Raw genomic sequence first — 24,341 nt, 5'->3', positions numbered from 1 at the left:
ATGAGTTTCTCGAACAAGGAACAGGGTGCGGTTAAAGAAACATTGCTGCCCTCGGCGAAAGATATTGATGCCTTGGTCCGCGCTGAACATCACGACCCTTTTTCCATTCTCGGCCCGCACGGCGATGGCGCTGGCGGGCAGTTCATTCGTGCATATCTGCCCGGGGCGCTGAGTGTCGTGGTGCTGGACAAGGACAGCGGTGAAGAACGCGGTCCGCTGGAGCAGACCGAAACGCCGGGGCTGTTTGTCGGCCATTTCGATCAGGCGCGGCCGTATCAGTTGCGTACGCGCTGGGCCGGCGGCGAACAGGTTGCCGAGGATCCTTATAGCTTTGGCCAGTTACTCGGTGAAATGGACTTGTATCTGTTCGCCGAAGGCAATCACCGTGACCTCAGCGCCTGTCTCGGCGCGCAATTGAAAACAGTGGATGGCGTCGACGGCGTACGCTTTGCGGTGTGGGCGCCGAATGCCCGGCGCGTGTCGGTGGTTGGCGATTTCAACGTCTGGGACGGCCGCCGCCATCCGATGCGCTTGCGGCACCCGTCCGGGGTCTGGGAACTGTTCATCCCGCGCCTGCAAGCGGGCGAGTTGTACAAATACGAAATTCTTGGCGCCCACGGCATTCTGCCGCTCAAGGCTGACCCGATGGCGCTGGCCACCAGCCTGCCGCCGGACACCGCTTCGAAAGTCGCTGAACCGCTGCAGATCGACTGGCAGGATCAGGAGTGGATGAGCAGCCGACGCGACCGGCAGAAACATTCGGCGCCGCTGTCGATCTACGAATTGCACGCCGGTTCGTGGCAGTGCGAACTGGATGATCTCGGCGAAGTCGCCCGCCAGTACACCTGGCCGGAACTCGCCGAACGTTTGATTCCCTACGTCAAGGAACTGGGTTTCACTCACATCGAACTGATGCCGATCATGGAGCACCCGTTTGGTGGCTCCTGGGGTTATCAATTGCTCTCGCAATTCGCCCCGAGTGCGCGGTACGGCTCGCCGGCGCAGTTCGCTGAATTCGTCGACGCCTGCCACCGGGCCGAGATCGGTGTGATCCTCGACTGGGTGCCGGCGCATTTCCCTACCGATACTCACGGTCTCGCCCAGTTCGACGGCACCGCGCTGTACGAATACGGCAACCCGCTGGAAGGGTTTCATCAGGATTGGGACACGCTGATCTACAACCTCGGCCGCACCGAAGTGCATGGCTACATGCTCGCTTCGGGGTTGCATTGGTTGAAGCATTTTCACGTCGATGGCTTGCGCGTCGATGCGGTGGCTTCGATGCTCTATCGCGACTATTCGCGCAAGGCAGGCGAATGGGTGCCAAACCGTCATGGCGGTCGGGAAAATCTGGAGGCCATCGACTTCTTGCGGCATTTGAACGATGTGGTCGAACTGGAAGCACCGGGTGCGCTGGTCATCGCCGAAGAATCCACGGCGTGGCCCGGTGTCAGCCAAAGTACGCAGCAGGGCGGCCTCGGTTTTGCCTACAAATGGAACATGGGCTGGATGCACGATTCGTTGCATTACATTCAGCAGGATCCGGTGTACCGCGCGCACCATCACAACGAGTTGAGTTTTGGTCTGGTCTACGCCTGGTCCGAGCGTTTCATCCTGCCGATCTCCCACGATGAAGTGGTGCACGGCAAGCATTCGCTGATCGACAAGATGCCCGGCGATCGCTGGCAAAAATTCGCCAACCTGCGCGCGTATCTGAGTTTCATGTGGACCCATCCGGGCAAGAAGCTGTTGTTCATGGGTTGCGAGTTTGGCCAGTGGCGCGAGTGGAATCACGATCAGCAACTGGATTGGTATCTGCTGCAGTACTCCGAGCACAAGGGCGTGCAGAAACTGGTCGGCGATCTCAATCGGCTGTATCGCGAAGAGCCGGCGCTGCACGATCAGGACGACGCGCCGCAGGGTTTCCAGTGGTTGATCGGCGACGATGCGATCAACAGCGTTTATGCCTGGTTGCGCTGGAGCAAGGAGGGTAAACCGGTGCTGGTGGTGGCCAACTTCACGCCGGTGCCGCGTCAGGCCTATCGCGTGGGTGTGCCGTTTGCCGGGCGCTGGACTGAATTGCTCAACAGCGATGCCGACACCTATGCCGGTTCCAATTACGGCAATGGCGGCGGGGCGTTTACCGAGGAGGTGCCGAGCCATGGCCAGTCGTTGTCGCTGGAGCTGAATCTGCCGCCGTTGGCGGTGTTGATCCTTAAGCCGGAGGGTTGATCCGGTACCGCAAAACCTGTGGGAGCGAGCTTGCTCGCGAAGGCGATATGTCAATCAACAATGATGTTGAACGTTACACCGCTTTCGCGAGCAAGCTCGCTCCCACAGGGGCCTTCGGTAGCCTGAAGATCACCAACGCATCCGCACCCCAAGGCTGCCAATGATCCCGTTCAAATCATTGTCATCGACATCACTGCTGTAATCGGCACTGACATACAGACTCACCACAGGCGTCACCCGCGCCACCAGCCCCAGGCCCAACTCAACGGTCGATGACTTGCGGCTGCTGCTGATCTTGTCGACCTGATCCAGCGTCACCGTGCTGCCGGTATAAACGGTGTGCCACAGGTTGGTGCGCACATAAGGTTCGACCGGCAGACCATTCAAATCGTAACTGCCTTTCAAACGGGCACCGACGCGGCCGCTCCAGGCCGTCAGATCGGTGGAGGACGCATTGCCCGAGCCGGCGTAGGGCGTGTCGAGGGTGATGCGTTGATTGATCAATTGCGCCTGCGGTTCGACCACCCAGTTGTCGCTCAAGCCAATCGGAAAACCGCCTTCGACCGAGAAGGTCATGGCGCTGCCTTCGGTGGCTTGCCGGGCGCCTTGGCCGTTGCGACTGAAACCGCTGACCCGGCCACCGCTGGCCGATAAATCCACGTGCCAGCCCTGGGCGCCGATCAGGCTGTAATAAGCGCCGAGGCTTTGGCCTTGCAGGTTGAGAGTGTCGCTGTTCGGGTCGGCCAAGGCGCGGCTGGTGAGCAAGCCATTGCCATTGGCCCGGATCTGGTTGAAGCCGCCGATCAGGCCGAGGGTCTGGGTATGGTTGCCGCTTTGCACGGTGAGCACCGCCGGGCCTTTGAAGTCGCCGCTGCCGGGTGTTGCGAAGCCTGACGACAGCACATCGGTTTGCGCCTGGCGGGCGTTTCGACCGTACAACTCGTCCCAGGCCGACGGTGCGAGGTCTTCGGTAATCAAGCGCGTGCCCCGCAGATCGGGCCGTGGGCTGAAGCGTTGCGGGCCGGGGGTAATGACGGTGACGGGCAACGTCATCACGGGCACATCCGCGCGGTACCACAGGGTGGTTTCATCCGCCGCAGGACCGGCCTGCGCCTCCATGGATGAGCACAGCAAGATAGAACTCGACACTGTGCAGAACGTGATTTTGATCTCGTGTGGGGTGATTGAAGTTCTCATGGAGGTCTACCTTGCAGGCGCATGCGGCATCTCGATGTGGCGTCTCTCCTACCCCGAACGAGGGGCGACCGAATGGAGCGGGGCGAACCGTGGCCGCTCGATTTCGCGAGTGTCCGAAGGCTCGTCCCGGTAGTTATTCCGGGGGTAGTAAGGTAGAGATAAGAAGAGTCGAGCGTGCCCGTCAAGAAATTGAACGATGAGCGGTAGTGGCAAAACAGGCTTTGCAAGCGTTTGTTTTTCTGCACATAACTAAGTGGTTGTTTGTATGGAACAACCCAGCCAAAAACCCGGTTCAGAGCGCTTCAGTTACCGACAGAAGGTCTGCCGGCACTGAAAGGGCATAAGGGATGTCAATCTGGCGCATAGGGTATTGCTGTCATTAATGCGGTTACAGATGCACTTCAACCGCCAATGGCAGGTGATCGGACAGATGCGTCCACGGCTTGTTGCCGAGGATCTGCGGGTCATGACTACTGGCATTGCGCAGGTAGATCCGGTCCAGTCGCAGCAATGGAAACCGCGCCGGATACGTCTTGGCTGGGCGCCCGTGATGGCGCTCGAAGGCTTCGTGCAAGTAATCGCGACGGGCGAGGGCGGCGTTGCCCTGTAACTGCCAGTCGTTGAAGTCGCCGGCGATGATCACCGGGGCATCCTCGGGCAGCGATTCAAGCAACTGACAGAGCAGTTGCAGCTGCAATTGCCGATGGCTTTCGAGCAGACTCAGGTGCACGCAGATTGCGTGAACTTCGGCGTGACCTGGCACATCGAGCACACAGTGCAAAAGGCCTCGGCGTTCGGGGCCGGTGATCGACACATCGAGATTGCGGTATTCACGGATCGGGTATTTCGACAGCAGCGCATTACCGTGATGGCCGTCAGGGTAAACGGCGTTGCGCCCGTAGGCGAAATCGCTCCACATGCTGTCGGCGAGAAATTCGTACTGCGAGGTTTGTGGCCATTCGTTGTAACGGTTCGAATGCCGTTCGTGTTCACCCACCACTTCTTGCAGAAACACCAGATCGGCCGAGGTGCTGCGCACTGCTTCGCGCAGTTCCGGCAGGATGAATCGCCGATTGAGCGCGGTAAAACCCTTGTGGGTGTTGACCGTCAGCACCCTGAGGCGATGAATGACGGGCGCGTCGATAACATGACGCTTGGGATCGCTGGACACGTTCACTCCTCTGGATTGCGGGCCGCTTATTCATGCGACTGATGGCGAGGGGCGGCAGTTCCTTCTGGATAATTTCGATTGCACATCAAACCCTGTGGGAGCGAGCTTGCTCGCGAAGGCGTCGGTCCAGTCGATACGAGTATTGAATGTGACGGCCTCTTCGCGAGCAAGCTCGCTCCCACAGGGAATCAGATATCAGACAAAGACGATTTCGTAAGGCAAACGCATTCTTTCGAGAATCACCGGCGGCAGCATCGGCGCAATACCAATCGCCGGCTCACCCTTGAGCTGACTGGCGTAAGCATGGGTGGCGTGGCTCTTGCGCGCCACCGTCCAGGTGTCGAGGCGCAGTTTGCGCGCGCGTTCCCAAGGGATCAGTTGCTGGTCGCGCTCGGGCCAGTGCCAGGCCCAGACCGGTACGTCGTGGAAGGTCGCCCCGGCTTGTTCCGCTGCCTGTGCGCTGGCCCGACCCACCGCTTCATGGTCGTCGTTGCCATCGCCGCGCCAGGTGCTGAACACCACATCGCCTGGGCGCAGGTAGCGGCTGATGAATTCGGTCACTTGCGCTTGCTGTTCGCACAGAGCGTTGTCGGTGAACCCGCCGCGCACCCATTTCAGGCTGTGCATTGGCAAGCCGAGACGGCGCAGGGCCTCGACGCTTTCCTGCGGGCGGAACACGCTCAGGCGTTTTTCCGACCATTGCCGCGAACCCGGGTGGCTGGCGCTGCCATCGGTGATCGAGAGCAATTGCAACGGATGACCGAGGCTGGAGAGTAATTGCAGCAAACCGCCACAGGTGACCACTTCATCGCCCGGATGCGGCGCGATGACCACGGCGCGGGCGCCGGCGGGTACCAGACTTAAAGTATTGATGACCGGGATGTTGTCCAGTTGCGGGGCGCTGTTCCAGATTTGCGCCGACGAACTGCTGTCGCTGAGGGTTAACGGTTTCATGGTGTGACGTCCTTGTGTTGTTTCGCCCTCAGTCGTGCGTTTGGCGGTGATTGCCAGACGCCGCCGACCCGTGAAGGCTGGTTGATTGCCCAGCGACGCTCCGAACCCTGGATTGCCGCGCAGCAGAGTATTGCTCATGAAGCGAAGTTCGTCGCGTCACAGATCAATCTGATCCGCTTTTTTTTGCTCCATCTGTGCCAGGTGTCGCAGATAGTCACCAAAGCCACCGCGCGCACGGCTGTCGAAGCGCGCGCTGGTCAGCACTTGCGGGCGATGACTCCAGGCGATGTTGGCACCGTCCCGTTCCAGTTCCCGCACCAACTGCACATCTTCGTCGCAGGCCAGCGGTTTAAAGCCTCCAGCCCAACGATAGGCGTCGGCGCTGATGCCCAGATTGGCACCGTGGATATGCCGGTGACCATCGCAGGCACGGTAATCCCGGTGATAGCGGATTTGCGCCGCTTCATCGAACGACTCGTGCCAGCGTTCGACCGTGACGGTACCGCATACCGCGTCCGCGCCCAACCCCAGTTGCGCCACCAGCCAGTCGTCGGCCACGCGGCTGTCGGCGTCCGAGCAAGAGATCCAGCGCGCGCCGCGCTCCAGCAATAGCTGCGCGCCGGCCGCCCGGGCCTGACCGACGTTGCGCGCATCGATGTGCAGGCTCAGCACCGGATAGCGACTGACGATCTGCGCCGAGCGGTCGGTGCAACTGTCGAGCACCACCAACACCTCAACCTTTTCACCGGCCAGCAATCCGTGGCGGCTGGCGCGCACGGCCGCGCTGAGGCAGTCGTCGAGCAGGTCTTCCTCATTGTGCGCCGGGATCAGGATGCCGATCATCGCAAGCCCTCCAGTGCCGCCACCGAGCGCGGTTCGCGGCTCCACACCTCAAGGATGAAGTCCGCTTCCTGATGCAAGACCAGACGGGGCAGATGCAGTTTTTCGTGAATCAGGTCGTGAACCTGCCGCGCATTCAGCGGGCAGCCTTCAATGGGCGGACGCCAGTGACAGGCGAGGAACTGGCCGTCGGCAGTCAGGCAATCACTGGCCCGACGGATCACTTCTGTCAGATCCTGACTATCCAGGTAGTAGCCGATCTCGCTAAATACGATCAGGTCGAATTTTTCCTCCGGCCAGTCGCCCGGAAGACGCTTTTGCCGCACTTCGGCGTGGTCGAACACGCTCAACCGCGTGCGCGCCAGAGTCACTGCCGCACTGGCCGTGTCACAGCACAACAATCGATCGCAACGCGCGGCCAGTTCGGCGCTCAACTCGCCGTTGGCGCAACCCGGTTCGAAGATTGCCCGGTAGTGCGGACGCGGCAGGGCGGCGAGGGTGATCGCGCGTTTGCGCTGCTCATACCAGCGCTCACGGAACGCCCATGGGTCATCGTTGCCGGCAAACAATCCGTCGAAATAGCGATCTTCGACACTCATAGAAACACCACTTCGAAAGGTTGCAGCAGGCGATCGAGCACATAGGGCGCCAGTACCGGACCGAGTCCGGCGTCAGGATCGCCTTCCAGTTGACTGGCGAAAGCGTGCACCGCGAGGCGTTTGCGCGCGACTTGCGCCGGCGTCAGAAGAATCTTGCGTGCGCGTTGCCACGGTACGAAGGCGTCTTCCGGAGTTGCCCAGTGCCAGGTCCACACCGGCAGTTCATGGCAAGTCGCACCGACGCGACGGGCAGCCTCGGCACTGGCGCGGCCAACGGCTTCGTGGTCGCAATGTCCGTCCTCGCTCCACGTGGTAAAGAGCACGTCGTCGGGGCGCAGATGACGCTCGATGAACTCGACCAACTGCGCTTCCTGCGCCGCGACCTGAGTGTCAGTGAAGCCGCCGCGCAGCCACTTCACGCGATGCATCGGCAGACCGAGGCGGCGCAGCGCTTCGGCAGATTCCTGTGGGCGCACCACGCTCAGACGTTCCACCGGCCAGCGACTGGAACCGGGATGACTGGCGCTGCCGTCGGTGACCGAAATCAGTTGCAAGGGCCGACCGGCCTCAGCGAGCAATTGCAGCAAACCGCCACAACCGAGCACTTCGTCGTCCGGGTGCGGCGCGACAATCACCGCCCGCGCGCCCGGTGGCACCAGACTGAGGATGTCGATGCTGTCCAGTTCCGCCAGATGCCGCGAAGCCTGCCATTGGTGCAGGCTGGTGCCCTGGCCGACAATCGGATTGGTTTTCATAAGGCCCATGCCTCCACGGATTGCCCGGCCACCAATTGCCCGAGCGCGGCCAGATCCCGTTCGGCATGGCTCTGGCGCAGAAAAACCGGCAGATCAGCGCTGAGCCGGGCAAAGTGGCGATCTTTGCAAAACGGCCCGGCACCGAGGGCGCGGCCGACTTCACGCATGACCTGTTCAGCCGACTGCTCGACCACCGCGCGGGCACGCCGGGCGAGCAATTCGGCGTTGTCCTCGGGATGCGCATCGATGTGCAAGGCGCTGAAACGCAGTACATCGGCAGCGGCCTGCAAAGCGCTGTCGACCGCGCCGAGATGCGCCAACGCGTGCGGTTCCGGACGTTGCCCACACTGGGTGCGCAATACTTCGGCAATTTGCCGTGCGGCGCCGTACCAGCACGCGGCAATACCGATCCCGCCCTGCCAGAAACCCGGGCGTTGCAGATAGTCACCGGGATTGCCAATGGCCTGCGCTTCGGCACCGTCGAACAGCACCTCGACGCTGCCAGTAGCCGCCATGCCCACCGCTTGCCAGCCTTGCTCGGTGACGGTGACGCCCGGTTGGTCGAGGGCGACGGCGACCAGTTGCTGCTGATCGTCGCCATCCCAGGCGGTGAGCAAGGCGTGGCTGAGGACGGCGGCGCCGGAGCACCATGCCTTGCGTCCATGCAGCGCGACCATGTGCCCGGCCGGGCTGGCTTTGACTCGTGCTTGCGGTGGCTCCGCTGCCCACATGCCCCAAGTGCTGCCCGGCGTAGGTGAGCCGCCGAGTTGTTCAATGATCGCCAGCGCGTCGGTGTGACCTTCGAACAGTTTGCACAGACCCAGGTCATGCCCGCCGACTTCCGCCAACTGCTGAAAGCGCTCCAGCGTGCGGCCACTGCCCGGTAACGGCAGACGATCCAGCCCGGCCTCGACCAGCGCCCGCAGGCACCCGCCGAGGGCTGCGGTGTGCGGATAATCCGTTGGTCGTCGGCTCAGATAACGGTGCAGATCCATATCAGTCTTCTTCGTCACGTTGCAGTTCGAACAGCAGCAGCGAGCGTCCGGTGACCGAGTATTCGTGGCCGAAATCGAAGCGTTCCTGACCACGGATCGACGGCTGATTGGTGTCGATCATGCAGGTCCAGAAACTGCCTTCCGGTACCTCCGGCAAGGTGAAATTGACGATGTCATGATGGGCGTTGACCACCAGCAGCAAGGTCGCATCCGCACCTTTGCGGCGAATCCCGGTTTCCTGTGCGCGCCCGTCGAGCAACATGCCCAGGCAGCGGTTGTGCGCATCGTGCCAATGCTCGGTGGTCATCTCGGTGGCATCCGGCGCCAGCCAGGTGATGTCCTTGACGCCGATGTCCTCGTTGTATTCGCCTACCAGGAAGCGGCCGCGACGCAGGATCGGATAGGCCAGGCGCAGCTTGATCAGGCGCTTGACGAATTTCAGCAATGCCTTGCCGTCCTCGCTCAGGTCCCAGTTGACCCAACCGATCTCGCTGTCCTGGCAATAGGCGTTGTTGTTGCCGTCCTGAGTGCGGGCGAACTCATCACCGGCGACGATCATCGGCGTGCCTTGGGCGAGCAGCAGGGTGGCGAAGAAATTGCGCATCTGCCGATGGCGCAGGGCATTGATTTCAGGATCGTCGGTCGGGCCTTCGACGCCATGGTTCCACGACAGGTTGTTGTTGCTGCCGTCCTGGTTGTTTTCGTCGTTGGCTTCGTTGTGCTTGTCGTTGTACGAGACCAGATCGTTGAGGGTGAAACCGTCGTGGGCGGTGATGAAATTCACCGAGGAGTACGGCCGCCGCCCGCGCTGGTTGAACATCTCACCGGAAGCGGTCATGCGGCTGGCAAAGTCGGCGACCTGGCCGTCGTCGCCTTTCCAGAACGCGCGCACGGTGTCGCGGAATTTGTCATTCCACTCGACCCAGCCCGGCGGGAAGTTGCCCACCTGATAGCCGCCGGGGCCGCAGTCCCACGGTTCAGCGATCATCTTAACCTGGCGCAGCACCGGGTCCTGGCGACAGGCGACAAGGAAGCTGTGACGCTCGTCGAAACCGTCGTGGTAGCGGCCGAGAATCGTCGCCAGGTCGAAACGGAAACCGTCGACGTGCATCTCGCTGGCCCAGTAACGCAGCGAGTCGGTGACCATTTGCAGCACGCACGGGTGGCTCAGGTCGAGGGTGTTGCCGGTGCCGGAATCGTTGATGTAGTAGCGCTTGTCGTCGGGCATCAAGCGATAGTACGAGGCGTTGTCGATGCCGCGCATCGACAGGGTCGGGCCTTGTTCGTTGCCCTCGGCGGTGTGGTTATAGACCACGTCGAGGATCACTTCGAGGTTGGCTTCGTGCAGGTGCGCGACCATCTCCTTGAATTCGGCTATCTTGCCGCTGGCCAGGTAGCGCGGGTCCGGGGCGAAAAACGCGATGCTGTTGTAACCCCAGTAATTGGTCATGCCTTTGTGCAGCAGATGCTGGTCATTGACGAAGGCATGAATCGGCAGCAATTCGACGGTGGACACGCCGAGCTTGCGAATGTGTTCGAGCACGTCGTCGACCATCAGCCCGGCAAAGGTGCCGCGTACGTTCTCCGGTACCGACGGGTGACGCATGCTGATGCCGCGCACGTGGGTTTCATAAATGATGGTCTTGTCCCACGGCACGCTGACGCGATGGTCATTGCCCCAGGTGTGCGCCGGGTCGATGACTTTGCACTTGGGTACAAATGGTGCGCTGTCGCGCTCATCGAAACTGAGGTCGGCGTCGGGGTGGCCGATGGTGTAGCCGAACAACGCTTCCGACCATTTCAGTTGGCCGACCAATTGTTTGGCGTACGGGTCGATGAGTAATTTGTTGTGGTTGAAGCGGTGACCGTTGGCCGGGTCGTACGGACCGTAGACGCGGTAGCCGTAGATCAGCCCCGGGTGCGCATCGGGCAGGTAGCCGTGGTAGATCTCATCGGTGTATTCCGGCAGTTCGATGCGTTCGAGTTCGACTTCGCCGGCATCGTCGAAGATGCACAGTTCGACCTTGGTGGCGTTGGCGGAAAACAGAGCAAAGTTCACCCCCAGACCATCCCAGGTCGCACCGAGCGGGAAGGGCAGGCCTTCACGGATTCTCGACGGCTCGGCGTGCGCGGTGGGCTCGGTATTCTTTGGACGGGTCATGATTGCTCCTGCAAAAATCGGGATGGTTCGGTTAACACTGTTTCCCCTGTGGGAGCGAGCCTGCTCGCGAAAGCGCAATGTCAGTCGACTTCAATGTTGAATGGCAGACCGCATTCGCGAGCAAGCTCGCTCCCACAAGGGATTTGTGTATTTCTTCAGGGCGAGTAAGCCCTCGGTGGCGAGCGAACCCGCCACACGTTCATTCAGTTCAATAATCCGGTTAGAGCGTCAGATCGCCGAAGGCTTCTTCGGCGCCCGAGGCTTTTTCTCGGCAGGCTTTTCGCCTGGGGGAACCACTTTTGCGGCGCTGGCCGGCTTGGCTTTGGCCGGTGGTTTCGGCTTGGCGGCCGGGGCCTTGGCCTCGGCTGTCTTGCCGGCCGGTTTGCTGCCGGTGGCTTTCGGCGGTTTCTTCGGTGCCAGCGCTTCCGCTTCGGCGAGCTTGCGCGCCATTTCCCAGTGGCGTTCTTCATGCCCCTCGGGCTTACCTTCCGATTCCCAGATTTGATAGGCGAATTCGCGGATGCGTTTATCGTCGGTACTCATCGCAATGCTCCTGAACTGAACTCATGCTTACGTTAAGTGTTGGATAAAGAGATTGACCGGGACATCCCCCAGCGCGTCGCTGATATTCAGCTCCCTGTTTTTTGTGACTGCGCTGCTCGAAAAAAGTCCCTTCAGGTTTGTCGCAGAGGCGGCGAACGGTAAAACCACCCGCGTATCGCCCCAGCGCAGCGCATCGACCTGAGGTACAGCACCGTTTTCCAGCAGGGTCGCGCAACGGACCGGCACGATCACGATGGCCTGCTTCCCCGCGTGCTCACGGGCAAACGCGAGCACGTTGTGCGCCTGACTGCCGAGCACTTCCAGAGCCTGGTAGCTGCCCCGGCGGAACAGCTCGGCATGTTCGATGCGCAGGTTCAGGACTTGGGCGATCAAGGCTTGCTTGATGCGCCCGTCACGCCAATTCGCCAGCAACTCCACAGGTGGCAATGGCTCCTGCAAAGCGTGTTCGCGAGCGGCGTAATCCACCGGCCGGCGGTTGTCCGGATCGACCAGGCTGAAGTCCCAAAACTCATTGCCCTGATACAGGTCCGGCACCCCCGGCACGGTCATGCGCAGCAAGGTTTGCGCCAAGCCATTAAGCGCGCCGGCGGCGGCGATGCTGTTGACGGTCTTGCTCAGCGCGGCGCGCAGCAACTCACCTTCCTCACCGGTGAGAAGTTTTTCGGTGAACGCTTGCGCGGCGTTTTCGTAGCTTTCGCTCGGTGCGCTCCAACTGCTTTGCAGCTTGGCTTCACGCAGGGCTTTCTGCTGCCATTGCCAGATGCGCTTGGCGTAGTCGGCGAAACCCGCCTGGTCGTCGTCACGCAGTTGCAGCGGCCAACTGCCCAGCAACGCTTGATAAAGAATCAGCTCATCGCCGCTCGATGGCATCTGATCATCCACCCGCACCGGGCGGGCGAGGGCGCGCCACAGCTCGATCTGCTCGGCGTACCAATGGCTGCGCTCACTGAGTACGGCCAGACGTGCGCGGGTGTCTTCACCACGTTTGTGATCGTGGGTCGCGGTGGTCAGCAAGTTGTCAGGGAATTCACTCAGCCGTTGTTGATTGACCACGTGAAAGTCGCTGAGCGGCGCGCTGAACTGTTCGGTGTTGTAGCCGACGTCATTGCGCGACAGCAGCACGGCGGAGCGATACAGCGCGGTGTCTTCCACGGCTTTGGCCGCTGCCGGTGAGGTCAGTTGCTGAAAGCGTACGCAGGCATGCTTGAGAATCTTGCGCGAACGCCCGCGCGGTTTACCCCGCCACGGCGTACCGCCAAGCCAGGCGGCAACGCAGTCGAGCACCGGCCAGTCGCCTTCGCCGAGGCTCTGTCGCGCACCGTCCATGGCCTGCTGGAAGAACTTTTCATCCTGCGCGGAGCGGCCCATGGCGCTGATGTACGTGCGATACACCGGAAAGTGCACGATCAACGCCTGCAACACTCGGCGGATCGCCCCGAGGGTCAGATCGCGGGTCATCAGGTCATCGCGGGCGACTTGCAGCAGGGCCTGGGCGACGCTTTCGCAATCGCTGGCGAGCGAGCCGTTGAGGATCTGCTGACGCGCCAGTTGCGCTTCCTCGATGAACGCGGCCGGACGTTCGCTACGCCGTTGCCAGAGGTCGCCGAGCATGTGTTCGCCATCCGGGTCGTGTTGCAGCAGCGACAGCTGATTCATGAATTCATAACCGGTGGTGCCGTCCACCGCCCAGTCGCGGTGCAGGGTTTCGCCGGCGCCGAGGATCTTCTCGACGTAGATCGGCAAATGTCTGCCCGGTGCCAGCAGATCAACCCGGCGGCGCAGTTTGCGGCAGTAACCGCGCGGGTCGGCGAGACCGTCGATGTGGTCGATGCGCAAACCATCGACCAGCCCTTCGGCAATCAACTGGAAGATCTTGCCGTGGGTGGCTTCGAACACTGCCGGGCGCTCAACGCGCAGGCCGCCGAGTTCGTTGATGTCGAAAAAGCGCCGCCAGTTGATGTCGTCAGCCGCCGTGCGCCAACTCGCCAGGCGATAGCTTTGACGTTCGAGCAACTCATGCAGTTTGTGGAAGCCTTCTTCGCTGGTCGAATCGTAATGCTTCAGGTTGTTTTCGATGGCCTCGGCAATTGACGGATCACTCGCCAATTGGCGCAATTCTTCTTTAAGCGGAATCGCCAGTGAATGGGCATCGGTCTGATAGCTGAGGGCGCCGAAGCGATCGGCCAACGGCTTCAGCGCATCCGAGGTTTTCAGCAGCTCAGGGTAATCATTCGGGCACACCGGGAAGTGATGGTCGTAGTGCTCGACATGGAAACTGCCGGTCTGCGCATTGAAGTGCAGTTTCAGCGTGCCTTCCTGCAGGGCCACGCCGTAATCGCTGCCGAGGAACGGCAGCAGCAACTGGCCTTCCATCAGTGGATCCGGCGAATGCCATTGAATGTCGAAGAACTCGCCATAAGGACTCAGCCGCCCCCATTCCAGCAGATCAAGCCACCACGGGTTGTCGCTGCCACCGACCGCCATGTGGTTGGAGACGATGTCGAGGATCAGGCCCATGTCGTGTTCGCGCAGGGTGCTGATCAAGCGCCGTAATGCCGGCTCGCCGCCAAGTTCCGGGTTGACCTGGGTCGGGTCGACCACGTCGTAGCCGTGCATCGAACCGGCCCGCGCTGCGAGCAGTGGCGAGGCATAAATATGGCTGATGCCGAGGCGGGCGAAGTACGGCACCAATGGCACCGCGTGTTCGAGGGTAAAACCTTTATGAAATTGCAGGCGCAAGGTCGCGCGCAGGGGCTGGATGAGCGCTTGGTTCATTGGTCACGCTCGGCAGCCTGAAGCCTTGCGCAGGCGAGTAATTCCAGACGTCGCGCCGCATCCGCGCCATCGAGCAGCGCCTCACTGGTGCCGGGCAAGCGCCGTGACCAGTTCGGATGGGTGTCGATGGTGCCGGGCAGATTCGCCTGTTCATTGATGCCCAGCGCATCTTCCAGCGGCAACAGCACCAACGGCGCGCGGGTGTGGCCAAGGAAGCGTACGGCGGCATCGACCACTTGATCGGCCTCGTGGGATTCCTCGCGAAAGTTTTGCGGGTCCTGGCTCAACGCGTTGCGCAGGCCTTCGCGCTCACGCTGGCGGTGATGCCGCCATTCGATTTCACCGTTGGCATCGACAAAGCCCAAGCGCGCGTTCCAGTCGATATCACGACCATGCCACCAGCCGTTGAGCGTTGGCAGGTCGTGGGTGCTGGTGGTCGCCAAGGCGTTGTCCGGCCAGTCGAGAATCGGTTTGAAAAAGGTGTTGTCCTGCTCGAACAGCAGCACGCGCATGCCGAGCATGGAGCGGGCGATGAGCTTTTCACGCAGGCCATCGGGCACCGTGCCGAGGTCTTCACCGAGGACGATGGCCTGGTGACGATGGGATTCGAGGGTCAGCAATCGCAGCAAGTCATCGACCGGGTAATACAGGTACGCGCCATCGGCCGGCGCCGCGCCGTTGGGGATCACCCACAAGCGTTGCAGGCCCATGACATGGTCGATGCGCAAACCACCGGCGTGGGCGAAGTTGGCACGCAGCATGTCGATGAAGGCACGGAAACCATTGCGAATCAGGCCTTCCGGCGAGAATGCGGAAATGCCCCAGCCCTGGCCCGAGCGATTTAGAATATCCGGCGGCGCACCCACGGTCAGCGAGGCGAGCAATTCATCCTGGAAACTCCAGGCCTGGCTACCGGCGCCGTCGGCACCCACCGCCAGATCGGCGATCAGGCCAATGCCCATGCCGGCGCTGCGTGCAGCGGTTTGCGCGCGCTCCAGGCAACGGTGGATCAGCCATTGGCAAAAAGCGAAGTAGCCGATGCGTTCGGCATATTCTTCGGCAAACGCTTCGAGCGCTGCGCCGCGTGGGTCGTGCCAGTGTTCCGGCCATTGCCGCCAGTCGAGGTTTTCACCACGGGCGGCGCGCATTTCCTGAATGGCTTCGAAGCGGCAATGGTTTTCCAGTGCTTCACCACCGGCATGGCGGAAACTGGCGAAGTCCGGGTGCAGCGGGTGGTCACCGGCGACGAAACCTTCATACAAGGCTTGCAGTAGTTTTTGCTTGGCGTCGGCGGCGCTTGGCCAGTCGATCAGGGTCAGGTCTTCCAGTTGCGCAAACTGCTCGGCCAGGCCGGTCGCGTCGATCGCATCGCGCAAAGCGCGCTCACCAAGAATCGCGCCGGGGGCGGCGTACAGGGGATTGAGGAACAGACGACTGGACGGCGAATAAGGACTGTAGCGCCCGGTATCGGCGCTGAACATCGCGTGCAATGGGCTGATTGCCAGCGCATCGGCGCCGCGTTCACCCGCCACGCGGACCAGATCCTCCAACGCTTGGGTGTCACCGAAACCGCCATCGCCGGGGCGGCGCAGCGAATACAGTTGCGCACTCAGACCCCAAACGCGAGGAATCGGATTATCCACCGCATCGCCGACACTGAAGCAGCGCTCCGGGGCCACGGCCAAGGTGAAATATTGATCGCCGATGTGCACCTGTTGATAGCCGACCGGAATCAGTCCCGGCAGTACTGCTTCAGAATCAAGTTTCAGGTTCAGCCGCGAGCCGTCTTCAAGGTGGATTTCGCACGGGGTTTGCGGGGCGAAATACCGACCCAGATCGAGGCCGACGCCGACATCGCTAGTGAGTAGCGGCGGCAAGTGGCGGTCTTGTTGGGCAGCTTGCAGTTCCAGCAGGCTGGCGTCGATTTCCTGCGCGGTGCTGGCGGGGTGGCCGAGTCCGATCAGAACATTGCGCAGCACCGCCGGGGCGACTTTTTGCGGGCGGCCGTTGGCGTCGATCCAGTCGACGGCAAGGCCGGCGCGGCTTGCAAGTATTTCCAGTTGCGCATCGCTCATAGGCGCTCTCCATCCAGAGGTTGCAAAGGGGTTGCGGCCGTGAGGCTGACAAGCGCGCAATACGCGGGCAGTTCGCCCGATTCCGATAGATCGACGCTGGATGGCTGTTGAAACAACCACACGGCCTCGGTCTGTGGAGGGTTGACCACTGGCGTGTCGCTGAGGTTCAGGTCAATTCGCAGCTCGCTGCCATTGCCCAGACGCCAGCGCGCACTGACCGCGCCATAACCGAGCATATGGGCGCCGAGCGCTTGCGTGCCGGACAGATGGGGGATGATGTATTGATGGCGAAATTGCAGCAGCTTCTGGTACAGCGCGAGGGTTTCCTGCTGTTTCACGCTGCCATTGCCGATCAGCCTGGGCTGTGAGGCGTGGAAGGTTTTTTCGGCGTTCGGGTCGGGAATCTGCTCGCGTTTGTGCAGATCGGTGAAGGCACTGAACGCGGCGAATTCATTGCGGCGGCCCTCACGCACCAACTTGGCCAGTTCACCGTGGTGACTGGTGAAAAACAGGAACGGCTGCTCGGCGGCGAACTCATCGCCCATGAACATCAGCGGAATCATCGGCGACAGCAGTAACAACACGGTCGCTGCCTGCACGGCACGCGGATCGGCCAGGTGATGCAGGCGCTCGCCGAACGCACGGTTGCCGATCTGATCGTGGTTTTGCAGGAACAGCACGAACGCCGTGGAGGGCAGGTGTTCGCTGGGTTCGCCGCGTGGTTCGCCATGGCGGGTGATGTGGCCCTGGAAAACAAAGCCCTGACTGAGGCAGCGCACCAATTGTTCGGTGGGTTGTGCGGCGTAGTCGGCGTAATACGCATCGGTTTCGCCAGTGAGCAGGACGTGCAGGGCGTTATGGCCGTCATCGTTCCACTGCGCGTCGTAGTCGTATTCCAGCAGGCTCGACTGGTTGAGTTCGTTTTCCACGGTCAGCCAGACATGCCGACTGGGGTCGATCTGCGCGCGGATGCGTCGGGCCATTTCGCTGAGAAAATCCGGATCCTCAATGGCATGCACGGCGTCGAGGCGCAGGCCGTCGAAACGGTATTCGAGCAGCCACATCAGCGCGTTTTCGATGAAGAACTCGCGCACTTCGCTGCGACGAAAATCGATCGCCGCGCCCCACGGCGTGTGCTTGTCTTCGCGAAAGAAGCCTTTGGCGTAACGGTGCAGGTAATTGCCGTCCGGGCCGAAGTGGTTGTAGACCACGTCGAGAATTACCGCCAGACCGTGGCTGTGGGCGCTGTCGATCAGGTGTTTGAGTTGTTCCGGCGTGCCGTAGGAGGCTTGCGGGGCGTAGGGCAAAACACCGTCGTAGCCCCAATTGCGTTCGCCAGGGAACTGCGCCAGCGGCATCAGTTCGATGGCGGTGATGCCCAGGCCTGCAAGGCGCGCCAGATGTTGTTCGACTTCCGCGAAACCACCGAGCGCACCGACGTGCAACTCGTAGATCACCGCTTCGCTCCATGGCCGACCGTGCCAGGCCGTGTGTCGCCATTGATAAGCCAGAGGATCGACCACCACACTGTGGCGGTCGAGGTCGCCATCCTGGGCTCGGGAGGCCGGATCGGGCACCTCCAGTTCGCCGTCGATGTTGTAGCGGTAGCGGGTGCCCGCCGGACAGCGGGCCTTGATCACAAACCAGCCGTCTGCCTGAGGCAGCATCGGCAGCGACTGACCGTTTTCAAGTTCGACACTCACGTAAAACGCATCCGGCGCCCATAGCGCAAATTGCGTGTGTTCGGCGTCCAGCATGATCGCGCCGTGGGGCCAGGTTTCAGTAGACCGTAACGGCATCGTGGTGAACCTCCCTGGTTATTTGTGGTGAGCTTTACCCAGCGCCTTGGCGACCAGTTGTTCGTAGAGTTCGGCGTACGGTTCAACCGCTTTGCACCAGTTGAACGGCGCAGCCATTGCCCGGCAACGCATGGCGTTGAGCAGTTCGGGGAAGGCGAATACCTTGAATGCGCGACTCAGGGCCTCTTGATAGCTTTCAGCGGTGGACTCATCGAAGAGGAAACCGGTGACGCCGTTTTCAATGGTGTCGGCCAGACCCCCGGTATTGCGTGCGACTGGCAGCGAGCCGAAACGCTGGGCGTACATCTGACTCAAACCGCAAGGCTCGTAACGCGAAGGCATCAGCAGGAAATCGCTGCCGGCGAACATGCGTCGGGCGTCGGTTTCGTTGAAGCCGATGCGCACACCGATCTGCCCTGGAAAGCGCAGCGCCAGTTCGCGCATGGCTTGTTCTTCTTCCGGTTCGCCGCGACCGATGATTGCGATCTGGCCACCGTTCTGCACGATGTATTCGGATACCGCTATCGTCAGGTCCAGACCTTTCTGGTAGACCAGTCGCGACACCACAGCGAACAACGGTCCGGTGGAATCGTTGAGGCCGAACAGCTCACGCACGTGCGCGGCGTTGATCGCTTTGCCTTCCCAGTCGCCAATTGCAAACGGTGCAAACAGGTGCGGATCGGTCGCAGCGTCCCAGCTTTCATCAATGCCGTTGGGGATGCCGCTGAGCAAGCCTTGCTGAGTCTTGGCGGCGAGGAAACCGTCGAGGCCACAGCCGAAATCCGGGGTGGTGATTTCCTGCGCGTAAGTGGCGCTGACCGTGGTGATATGGCTCGAATACGCCATGCCGGCCTTGAGGAACGACATCTTGCCGTAGAACTCCATGCCTTCCTGTTGCAGGGCATGGGCTGGAATCCCCAGCTCCGGGCAGGAGCCGAGGCTGGTCACGCCTTGATAGGCGAGGTTGTGAATGGTGAACAGGGTGGGCGTACGCTGCCCGCGCCAGTGCATATAGGCAGGCGCGAGACCGGCCGGCCAGTCATGGGCGTGCACCAGATCCGGGCACCAGTGAATTTGCGCGAGGTTGGCGGCGATGTCGGCGGCGGCCAGACCGAGGCGGGCGAAGCGAATGTGGTTATCCGGCCAGTCGCGGCCGTTGTTGGCGCCGTAGGGCGAGCCTTCGCGCTCATAGAGTTCGGGGCAGATCAGCACGTAGATGACCAGACCGTCCGGCATGTCCATGCGCCCGATCTTGCACGGCGGCAGCGCTGCGTGGCCGCCCAGTTCGCCGATGATGTGGATCGGGTTTTCGCTGTGCATCACCTGCGGGTAACCGGGGATCAACACGCGCACGTCGTGCAGATGGGCCATGGCCCGGGGCAGGGCAGCGGAGACGTCACCCAGACCGCCGGTCTTGACCAGATCGGCGATTTCCGAGGTGACGAACAAGACTTTTTTCTTGTTGGGGTTCTGGCTCGCTACCGGAGTCAGCGTTTTGGTGCCGGGAATGTTGATCTGTCGGCTGCCAGGAACACTGATGGTGCTCGATTCACCAACCGCCTGCTGAGCACGCTCTCCCTGAATTTCCAATGCCGCACTGATCATATGAATCTCCCGTCTCGTTGATCTGATTCTTGTCTTGAACAAGCGATGTCCATGGCCAAGTCCTGTGGCCGGGCGCAAACGCGCCACGCATCGGTGAGCAAACGCTACCCAACACGCGCAAGCAGAATGGGTGAACGGGCCGTTGCAAGGATTGCACCAGTCGCTATGGCCCTGTCTTTCAGATGACCAGCCGCCGCGCGCAAAAGTTTCGACTTTTTTTCCGCGATGTGACCGGTCGGTTTTACCCCGCGAAAGTCAGTCTAGGCCAGATCCTAGAGCGGGGCGGAGCAAATGGGTAAATTGTTCGACAATCGGTTGGCAAGCCACGCCGACCGTGCTTTTGAGGGGGAAACGCACCGACGAAGTGCAGGTTTTTCTGCGAGGGAGGGCGAAAACGGTGACTGATCGGTCACGATTCTGTGCTAGCGGGAAGTGCGGTTGCACTGTTGTGGTGCGGGCAGTTTGTTGATGGGGTGACAGTGAGTGCCCATTCGCGAGCAGGCTCGCTCCCATAGGAGATCTTCAGTGGACAGAAAATGTGTTCCTGGCACAGATCCAATGTGGGAGCGAGCTTGCTCGCGAAGGCGGTGGTCGCTACACCAGCGTAATGATGGGAATTCTCAGTTCAACAGGCGAACCGGCTCCCCAGCCGCCCAAGCCTGAATATCCTCGATCATCTGCGAAAAGAACTGCTCATAGTTCTGCCGGCTGACATACCCGACATGCGGCGTCGCCAAGACATTGTCCAGCGTTCGAAACGGGTGCATCGCGGGCAGCGGTTCCTGTTCGAACACGTCCAGCGCCGCCCCGGCGATCTGCTGTTTCTGCAACGCCTTGATCAGCGCTGCCTCATCGACAATCGGCCCGCGGGCGGTGTTGACCAGCAGGGCCGTCGGCTTCATCCAGCCCAGTGCCTGTGCATCGACCAGCCCGCGACTGCGCTCGCTGAGCACCAGATGCACCGACAACGCGTCCGCCTGCTCGAACAGTTCCTGCTTGCTCACGTACATCACGCCAGCCTGTTCAGCGCGTTCGGCGGTGAGGTTTTCGCTCCAGGCAATCACCCGCATGCCGAACACCTGACCAAACTGCGCCACGCGTTGGCCGATGCTGCCCAGACCGAGAATGCCGAGGGTCTTGCCGTGCAGGTCACCGCCCAGCCCTTGCTGCCAGTGACCGTCGCGCAGGGCATTGGCTTCGTTCACCAGATTGCGCGTGGCCGCCATGATCAGCGCCCAGGTCAATTCCGGCGCGGCATGCTTGTAACTGTCGGTGCCGCAAACCTTGATCCCCAGCCTGGCGGCCGCTTGCATATCCAGCGCTGCGTTGCGCATGCCGCCGGTGACCAGCAACTTCAGATGAGGCAAACGCTTGAGCAAATCCTCATCGAAGCGCGTGCGCTCGCGCATCACGCAGATCACCTGGTAGCGGCCCAGTCGCTCGGCCAGTGTGGCATTGTCCGCCGGGTAATCGTGTTCGAACGTCACTTCACCGAGGCCATCGAGCACCGACCAGTCGACCACGTCGCGGGCCACGTCCTGCCAGTCATCGATCACTGCAATCTGCACCGCCATCAGCCTTACCTCATCAACGAACGGGATTGGTTGTATTCAGCCAGCCGAGCAAGGCCTTGTGGAACTGTGCCGGCTCTTCCATTTGTGGCGCGTGGCCCATGCCGGGAAACTCCACCAGCGTCGACTGCGGGATCAGCTTGGCCACTTGTTTGCCGAGCACGTCGTAATGGCCGATTTTCGCTTTCACCTCAGGCGGCGCGAGGTCCTTGCCGATGGCCGTGGTGTCGGAGGTGCCGATCAGCAGCAGGGTCGGCATCTTCAGGTCTTTGAACTCGTAATACACCGGCTGGGTGAAAATCATGTCGTAGATCAGCGCTGAGTTCCATGCGACCTGAGTCTTGCCCGGGCCTTTGCTCAGCCCGGCGAGCATGTCCACCCAACGGTCGAATTCCGGTTTCCAGCGGCCGTCGTAGTAAGTGGTGCGTTCATAATCACGGATGCCTTGGGCGCTGACTTTCAGCTCACGCTGATACCACTGATCCACGGTGCGATACGGCACGCCGAGGGCTTTCCAGTCTTCCAGGCCGATCGGGTTTACCAGCGCCAGTTGCTCGACCTGCTCGGGGAACAGCAAGGCATAACGCGTGGCGAGCATGCCGCCGGTGGAATGACCGAGCAGCGTGGCTTTTTGAATGCCCAGCGCTTTGAGCAACTGCTGAGTGTTGGTCGCCAGTTGCTGAAAGCTGTATTGATAGTTGTCGGGTTTACTGGAGGTGCAGAAGCCGATCTGGTCCGGTGCGATCACCCGGTAACCGGATTCGCTCAAGGCCTTGATCGAACTGTCCCAGGTGGCTGCGCAAAAATTCTTGCCGTGCATCAGCACCACAGTGCGGCCGTTGGCCTTGCCGTGAGCGGCGACGTCCATGTAACCCATCTGCAGGGATTTGCCCTGGGACTGAAAGGCAAAGTGTTTAAGGGTGTAGGGATAATCGAAGCCTTGCAGTTCCGGGCCATAGGCCGGGCCTTCCGGCGTCGCTTCGCTTGACGTCGCAGCCTGCGCCGACAGGGGCAAGGCGGCGCAAAGAAACAGGCCAGGCAGCCAACGGGAAAACATGACAGACATAAGGTCAAACTCCGTTTGAAATCGGCCGATGCTGGAACGAGCGGATTACGCCGACGTTAAACACAGGCAATGCCCGCGCCTGAACGTTCAACCCAGCCACCCCAGCGTCAGCAGGGCCAGCACGCCGTAACGTGCACCTTTGGCCAGGGTGACGATCAACAGAAAGCGCCCTAGCGGTTCGCGCATCACGCCGGCAATCAGCGTCAGGGGGTCGCCAATGATCGGCAACCAGCTCAGCAGCAACGACCAGTGACCGTAGCGCTCATAGTGTTTGCGCGCCCTCGCCATGTGCGCGGCGCTGACCGGAAACCAGCGCCGATCCTGAAAGCGCTCGATCCCGCGCCCCAGCCACCAGTTGACCAGCGAGCCGAGTACGTTGCCCAGCGTCGCCACCGCCAGCAGCCCCCACAGCCAATAACGCTCGCTGACGATCAGGCCGACCAGTAACGCCTCGGATTGCAGCGGCAACAAGGTCGCCGCGCCGAAAGCGGCGAGAAACAGGCCGCCGTACGCCGTGATGATCAATGGGCCGGGTAATCCGCCACGACCACGTCAGCCCCGTCTTTCTTCAGGCCGATAACCTGATAAGCATCACTCATGCCGTCCATTTCCATGCCCGGCGAGCCCATTGGCATGCCCGGTGCGGCGACGCCGAGCAGATCGTCACGCTTGCTCAGGGCCAGAACCTGTTCCGCGGGCACATGGCCTTCGACGAATTTGCCGTTGATGATCGCGGTGTGGCACGAGGCCAGACGCGGCGGTACGCCATGTTGCTGCTTGAAGCTGCTCATGTCGCTTTCGACGTGATCTTCGACTTTGAAGCCATTGGCTTCAAGGTGGCTGATCCATTTTTTGCAGCAGCCGCAATTGGCATCGCGATGGACTTCGATCGGAATCAGGTCGGCAGCCTGGGCCATTGCGGAGATGAACAGGGCGCTCAGGGCGAGCAGACGCAGGTGGGTTCGCATAACGGATTCTCGGCTCGGGTGACAATCGGAAAGCACGCATTTTGACCGGTTTTTGCCGCCGGGCATCAACGCAATGTTTCCAGTTGTTGCAAAACGCAGCACCAACCTGTGGGAGCGAGCCTGCTCGCGAATGCGGTAGTTCAAACACTGAAGCGGGGACTGAAAGATCGCTTTCGCGAGCAGGCTCGCTCCCACAAGGGTTATCTGTTGAGCAGAAAACCCTTGTGGTACGCAGGGATCAGCGCACTTTGAAACGGCCCATGATCGCGCTCACCCGGCTGTTGGCTTCGAGCAACTGGTGAGTGTTGAGTTCGCTGGCTTTGCCACTCTGCACCAGCTCATCGACCATGTGGCGGATCTGCACCATGCTGCGGTTGATCTCTTCGGTCACGGCGCTTTGCTGCTCGGCGGCGGTGGCGATCTGGGTGCTGAGGCTGTTGATGTGGCTGACCGAGCCGGCCATTTCGTCCAGACCGGAGTTGACCCGTGCGGTCGCGTCGGCGGCGGACTGGCAACTGGCCTGGGTGTTTTCCATGGCGCTGACCGACGAGCTCACGCCCTGAGTCAGACGCGTCAACATCTCGTTGATTTCCGAGGTGCTGGCCTGGGTGCGCGCGGCGAGGGCACGCACTTCATCGGCAACCACGGCAAAACCACGGCCCTGTTCACCGGCGCGTGCTGCTTCGATGGCCGCGTTGAGCGCCAACAGGTTGGTCTGCCCGGCAATCGCGCCGATCACCCCGAGAATTTCGGTGATGCGCTGGGCGTCCTGCTGCATGTTTTCAACTTTGTGTGTAGCGCTGGCCACTTCATCGATCAACGCGACCACGCTGTTGGTCGCTTCGCCCACCACCACCCGCGAACGGTCGGCATTTTCATTGGCGCGCTGGGTAAACGCGGCGGTTTCGGCGGCGTTCTGCGCAACGCTTTCTGCCGTCGAACTCATTTCGGTGATGGCGGTAACGGTCTGATCGGTTTCCGAAGCATGACGCAACAGAATCTGGCTGGTCTGCG

18 protein-coding genes and 1 pseudogene are annotated in these 24,341 nt (G+C 61.3%); 1 reads left to right on the top strand and 18 read right to left on the bottom strand.

Annotated features, from left to right (window positions below; all coding sequences use genetic code 11):
• Nucleotides 1-2,232 carry a 1,4-alpha-glucan branching protein GlgB gene (gene glgB / locus AC1DVF_RS06920; RefSeq protein WP_095050725.1) on the top strand — a complete coding sequence of 744 codons (2,232 nt, stop codon included), beginning with the start codon at nucleotides 1-3 and terminating at the stop codon, nucleotides 2,230-2,232.
• Between the two features lie 129 nt (nucleotides 2,233-2,361).
• Here the strand turns inward: glgB and AC1DVF_RS06915 are convergent, their stop codons facing one another.
• The 18 genes and pseudogenes from AC1DVF_RS06915 to AC1DVF_RS06830 all read right to left on the bottom strand — a co-directional run.
• Nucleotides 2,362-3,429 (bottom strand): autotransporter domain-containing protein, encoded by a 1,068-nt coding sequence (locus AC1DVF_RS06915; RefSeq protein ID WP_477782262.1) that lies wholly within the window; start codon nucleotides 3,427-3,429, stop codon nucleotides 2,362-2,364.
• A gap of 388 nt (nucleotides 3,430-3,817) precedes the next feature.
• Complete coding sequence (locus AC1DVF_RS06910; protein ID WP_460090795.1) at nucleotides 3,818-4,600, bottom strand: endonuclease/exonuclease/phosphatase family protein; 783 nt, start codon at nucleotides 4,598-4,600, stop codon at nucleotides 3,818-3,820.
• 195 nt (nucleotides 4,601-4,795) lie between these two features.
• Entirely contained in the window at nucleotides 4,796-5,554 is a 759-nt protein-coding gene (locus tag AC1DVF_RS06905) for a PIG-L deacetylase family protein (RefSeq protein WP_093433571.1), read from the bottom strand.
• Between the two features lie 156 nt (nucleotides 5,555-5,710).
• Entirely contained in the window at nucleotides 5,711-6,397 is a 687-nt protein-coding gene (locus AC1DVF_RS06900; RefSeq protein WP_093432945.1) for a glycosyltransferase family 2 protein, read from the bottom strand.
• On the bottom strand, nucleotides 6,394-6,993 hold the full coding sequence (locus AC1DVF_RS06895) for an SAM-dependent methyltransferase (RefSeq protein WP_099759048.1): 600 nt from the start codon (nucleotides 6,991-6,993) through the stop codon (nucleotides 6,394-6,396). The genes AC1DVF_RS06900 and AC1DVF_RS06895 overlap by 4 nt, the downstream gene beginning before the upstream one ends.
• Nucleotides 6,990-7,748 (bottom strand): PIG-L deacetylase family protein, encoded by a 759-nt coding sequence (locus AC1DVF_RS06890; protein WP_477782261.1) that lies wholly within the window; start codon nucleotides 7,746-7,748, stop codon nucleotides 6,990-6,992. Before AC1DVF_RS06890 ends, AC1DVF_RS06895 begins: the two co-directional genes overlap by 4 nt.
• Entirely contained in the window at nucleotides 7,745-8,743 is a 999-nt protein-coding gene (locus AC1DVF_RS06885; RefSeq protein ID WP_093432936.1) for an acyl-CoA dehydrogenase family protein, read from the bottom strand. Before AC1DVF_RS06885 ends, AC1DVF_RS06890 begins: the two co-directional genes overlap by 4 nt.
• Nucleotide 8,744: 1 nt before the next feature.
• A complete protein-coding gene (glgX, locus tag AC1DVF_RS06880; protein ID WP_186624737.1) occupies nucleotides 8,745-10,904 on the bottom strand; it encodes a glycogen debranching protein GlgX in 2,160 nt (719 codons plus the stop codon).
• Between the two features lie 228 nt (nucleotides 10,905-11,132).
• Entirely contained in the window at nucleotides 11,133-11,447 is a 315-nt protein-coding gene (locus AC1DVF_RS06875; RefSeq protein ID WP_477782260.1) for a DUF2934 domain-containing protein, read from the bottom strand.
• A gap of 27 nt (nucleotides 11,448-11,474) precedes the next feature.
• Nucleotides 11,475-14,243, bottom strand: coding sequence for a malto-oligosyltrehalose synthase (locus AC1DVF_RS06870; protein WP_477782259.1), 2,769 nt, complete (start codon nucleotides 14,241-14,243; stop codon nucleotides 11,475-11,477).
• Entirely contained in the window at nucleotides 14,240-16,318 is a 2,079-nt protein-coding gene (malQ, locus tag AC1DVF_RS06865; protein ID WP_194934965.1) for a 4-alpha-glucanotransferase, read from the bottom strand. Before malQ ends, AC1DVF_RS06870 begins: the two co-directional genes overlap by 4 nt.
• Complete coding sequence (gene treZ / locus AC1DVF_RS06860; protein ID WP_257354959.1) at nucleotides 16,315-18,117, bottom strand: malto-oligosyltrehalose trehalohydrolase; 1,803 nt, start codon at nucleotides 18,115-18,117, stop codon at nucleotides 16,315-16,317. Before treZ ends, malQ begins: the two co-directional genes overlap by 4 nt.
• Nucleotides 18,118-18,135: 18 nt before the next feature.
• Nucleotides 18,136-19,722, bottom strand: coding sequence for a glycogen synthase GlgA (glgA, locus tag AC1DVF_RS06855; RefSeq protein WP_095050737.1), 1,587 nt, complete (start codon nucleotides 19,720-19,722; stop codon nucleotides 18,136-18,138).
• A gap of 620 nt (nucleotides 19,723-20,342) precedes the next feature.
• On the bottom strand, nucleotides 20,343-21,296 hold the full coding sequence (locus AC1DVF_RS06850) for a D-2-hydroxyacid dehydrogenase family protein (RefSeq protein ID WP_460128607.1): 954 nt from the start codon (nucleotides 21,294-21,296) through the stop codon (nucleotides 20,343-20,345).
• A gap of 13 nt (nucleotides 21,297-21,309) precedes the next feature.
• Nucleotides 21,310-22,359 carry an alpha/beta fold hydrolase gene (locus AC1DVF_RS06845; protein ID WP_093432913.1) on the bottom strand — a complete coding sequence of 350 codons (1,050 nt, stop codon included), beginning with the start codon at nucleotides 22,357-22,359 and terminating at the stop codon, nucleotides 21,310-21,312.
• Nucleotides 22,360-22,446: 87 nt separating this feature from the next.
• Nucleotides 22,447-22,881 (bottom strand): YqaA family protein, encoded by a 435-nt coding sequence (locus AC1DVF_RS06840; protein ID WP_177413082.1) that lies wholly within the window; start codon nucleotides 22,879-22,881, stop codon nucleotides 22,447-22,449.
• Nucleotides 22,881-23,327 (bottom strand): DUF411 domain-containing protein, encoded by a 447-nt coding sequence (locus tag AC1DVF_RS06835; protein ID WP_093432907.1) that lies wholly within the window; start codon nucleotides 23,325-23,327, stop codon nucleotides 22,881-22,883. Before AC1DVF_RS06835 ends, AC1DVF_RS06840 begins: the two co-directional genes overlap by 1 nt.
• A gap of 238 nt (nucleotides 23,328-23,565) precedes the next feature.
• A pseudogene (locus tag AC1DVF_RS06830) lies at nucleotides 23,566-24,093 on the bottom strand (methyl-accepting chemotaxis protein); the annotation flags it as partial.
• Nucleotides 24,094-24,341 lie beyond the last annotated feature (248 nt).

This window comes from Pseudomonas sp. P4_D7 (assembly GCF_056401755.1).
Note: the sequence above shows the minus strand (reverse complement) of the source record. Positions and strands in the feature narration are given on the sequence as shown.